The organism is Hydromonas duriensis (assembly GCF_004363775.1).
Lineage (GTDB): Bacteria > Pseudomonadota > Gammaproteobacteria > Burkholderiales > Burkholderiaceae > Hydromonas > Hydromonas duriensis.
Window position 1 is genome coordinate 1 of record NZ_SNZE01000057.1, and the last position, 3,426, is coordinate 3,426.

4 protein-coding genes are annotated in these 3,426 nt (G+C 44.7%); all 4 read left to right on the forward strand.

Features of this window, described 5'->3' with window-relative positions:
* Window positions 1-389: 389 nt before the first annotated feature.
* Window positions 390-1,367: a DNA-binding protein gene (locus DFR44_RS11150; RefSeq protein ID WP_133621641.1), complete on the forward strand. Its 978-nt coding sequence runs from the start codon at window positions 390-392 to the stop codon at window positions 1,365-1,367.
* Window positions 1,360-2,472, forward strand: coding sequence for a tyrosine-type recombinase/integrase (locus DFR44_RS11155; RefSeq protein WP_133621642.1), 1,113 nt, complete (start codon window positions 1,360-1,362; stop codon window positions 2,470-2,472). Before DFR44_RS11150 ends, DFR44_RS11155 begins: the two co-directional genes overlap by 8 nt.
* A 105-nt stretch (window positions 2,473-2,577) precedes the next feature.
* Window positions 2,578-2,877 (forward strand): hypothetical protein, encoded by a 300-nt coding sequence (locus DFR44_RS11160; protein ID WP_133621643.1) that lies wholly within the window; start codon window positions 2,578-2,580, stop codon window positions 2,875-2,877.
* A 195-nt stretch (window positions 2,878-3,072) separates the two neighbouring features.
* The gene (locus DFR44_RS11165; protein ID WP_133621644.1) at window positions 3,073-3,348 is read left to right on the forward strand and encodes a hypothetical protein; all 276 of its coding nucleotides are present in this window, start codon (window positions 3,073-3,075) and stop codon (window positions 3,346-3,348) included.
* Window positions 3,349-3,426 lie beyond the last annotated feature (78 nt).

The following is a 3,426-nucleotide window of genomic DNA, read 5'->3' on the forward strand; positions in this document are numbered from 1 at the left end:
GTATTTCTTATAGTATTTTGCCGGCTCAGCCGCATTAACGACAAAACTGTCCGATTTTGGCGCTCTGATCGCCTTAAATTATGTTCCACGCAAAAACAATATCGAATCGGTTGTTTCTTAATTATTTGAATTTAAAGCAGAAACAATGAAATGATTGTTTAAAATCAGAAAATGTTTCACGGTAAGCGCATTTTAAAAATGCGCTTTTTTGTTATTTTGCTGCTACACTTTATGATAATGGAAATTATCATAAAGTGTTGCAAAAATACATCGTAAAAATAATATAATATCTAGTACTACATATTGCAGAAAAGGGTAAAATGACAAAAAAGGCGGTTTTTTAGCGATTTTGCACTGTATTGGTGCAATTCAACGATTTGAGGTGGAATATGACAGAAAGCGACATTAAGAGCGAAGTGGCGGCCATAAAGGCCAAGCTCAAAGCCACCAATGAGTTTGATCGAAGAACATTCTCATTGGCTGTTGCCCAGTTTCTATTCAATAATGGTGTGAGACCCACCGCAGGCATGGTGCTCGGCTACACCAAATTAGGCAGTACCCAACACGTCATACAAGATGTGAATGAGTTTTGGGAAGAGCTGCGCAAGCGGGTAGATTCAAGTATTGCTGTTCCAGCCGAATTTAGAAACAACGCCTCCAAGGTCATCGTTCAGTTATGGGAAAACGCCCAAGCTCTAGCAGGCCAAGAATTCGAAAAGCTCAGCCAAGAATATCAAGCACAAAGGGATGAGGCTAAACAAGAGCTAGAAAACGCTCAAGCCCTCATTGCACAAAACGCGATTGAGCGAGATGAGCTTAATCATAAGTTCAATCAAAGCCAGGAGATCGTTCACCAGCTCAACGCCCAAATTGAAGGTCTGTTATCAGAAAACCTCGCCCTCAAGGACAACATCAACAGGCTCAATGGATTGCTAACAAGCGAACAAAATGCCAGGAAGCAAGACTCACAAGCCTTTATGGAAGCGCTCGATAACGCACGTGCCGAGCGGGTCTTATCAGAAAACCGTCTCAAAGAAGAAAAGAACTACGCCATGCTTGAGATTGATACGGCCCGTCAAGAAGTCCATAAAATCACTGCAACTAAAAACAAAGAGATTGCAGACCTCAATGAGCAAATCAATATATACCGACAACAAAGCAATGGCCTCAAGCAGAAGAACGGTGAATTGACGATCCAAATTGCCAGAGTCCAAACACAGATTGAGGGTACAAAATCAGAACTTGCTTACGCCAACAAGCGCAATGAAGAACTGGTGCACATATTGACTGAATTCGCTAAGGCAAAGCAACCTGAGAGTGAAGCGAACGACGTCACTGAAGTGATAGAGGAGCAGGGTGATGAATGAGCCGCGAGATGAGCATCAAGTCCAGCTCTTCAAGTATGCCGACGCACTGCAAGCACGTGGCCAAGGTTCAGTTGGTCAACACATCCAAACATTCGATGAACAAATGGTGCTCGGCTGGCTCAACGCACAACAAATGCGCAAAGCGGTACAAGGCGGCTTATCTGAACACACGCTGCGCGCCTATGAGTTTGAAACCAATAAGTTCATGGGCTTCATCATGAGCCAGCTCGACCCTTTGGCTCACGGAGGGCAGTATCTCAAGCAAGTCACCGTAGATCACGCACAAGCCTACGTCCGCTATCTCTTCAAAGACTTATCACCACGCAGTATCAAACGAGCACTGACCATACTGAACTCACTGTTCACATACATTCACAATGCAGGCGAGCTCACCGTACAGCCCTTTGCCAACATCGGCGTGTCACTGCCCACGGCCGTTGGCTTCAACGTAGACGAAAAGGCACTCACGGAAGCAGAGCTAAAGTCGGTGTTCGACGCCTGTGAGCAATTGCCCAAAGTGAGCAAGCGGGACATGGCGGTGTACCACCGCACCCGTTGGATGTTGCAATTGATGTTCCGCACTTGGCAGCGTCGTTCAGAAGTCGCCCACTTAAAGATGAGTGATTTCCATAAAGCGGCCGATGGCTGGGAAATCAGATTTGTTGGTAAAGGCAGCAAGTATGGATTGGTGATGGCATCGCCCAAATTAATGGAAGAGTTGGCTGTTTACCGCCAATCGATTGGGCTGCCACCCGAGCCATCGTACAAGGAAATCGACATTCCTGTGCTGGGTGATGTGTATAATCCGCATAAGCCCATTTCATCGAATGCAGTGTACTTGGCCACCAAGCGTGTGTTTACCTTGGCGATTGAGTCCGTCACGGGTAACGATGCGGATGCAGAGCGATTGCGAATCAAGCTGTCCAAGTGTGCGGCGCACACTTTCAGGCACACTGGCATTTCCACATACATGAACAATGGGGGAGATTTGCGACTGGCTCAATCACAAGCCCGACATTCAAGTGCATCAAGTACCTCAATCTATGACCAGAGGGACAAGAAGAAATGGCGTGATGATATTGAGCTTAAACAGAGTCAGTTTTAAGTTTAAGGGCAGGTGTTTCAGCCTGCGAGATATGGACTGTATGATGGGTGTACTTGAGAATAGACAATTCACCATTGGTAAATCACATGGCAGGAATTACGACACATGAAAAATATCGATATAGACAAATTATCGCTGGATGAATTGATGAAGTTAAATGCAGCTATTGTAAGGCGGATTAAGCATTTACAAGCTCATTTCAACATTGAGAGAATGAGCAAGTTTAATAAGGGTGACAAGGTGTCGTTTCAACCGCCAGATCGAGACGTGTTGTTTGGTATGATTACCAGGGTCAATCAAAAATCAGTCACAGTTTTTACCGAAAGCGGAGAAACATGGAGTCTTGGGCCAGAAGTACTGACTATTGTTAAAGATGTCAATCGGCCATTGAAGTTTGATCTGTAAATCGTTCGGTTCTGTTGCATTAGCAGGATAAATGGATGATGGGATTTATTGATGATTTTATTGAAGTATATACCGGTATTGATCGCGGCATCCATGTTTGGATGCGCATCACAAAACGATGACTCAAGACGTTTGGGTTATTCTATTCAGGCATTCTTAGATGGCTGGGCTGATTTTGCCACAAAGTGCAATTCAATGAGTCAAGTTTGGCTGCACATCATTGGCATATTTGCCTTGGTGTTTTTTGGGGTTTTGGTTTTGATACTGATTTGGCAAACCAATGGTGCTAAGCAATGGCGCTTGCTTAATGCGGCCCAGCAGCATTATGACAATTCCGAAGCCCTTCGAGCAATGACACACAAAATGAACGAAGAAGCGAGATTGCAATTGCAAGAGGCCAATCAAACACTGATGGACTTGTACGCAAGCATCAAGAATGCTGAAGAAGAACTTCTGTTGTTGCTCGAGTAAAACTGACCATGAGTGCGCGTTGAAATTTGACCAGGCAGTTAAAGGCGCAAATTGGGTTGCACCTGTGGATAAGTTTAT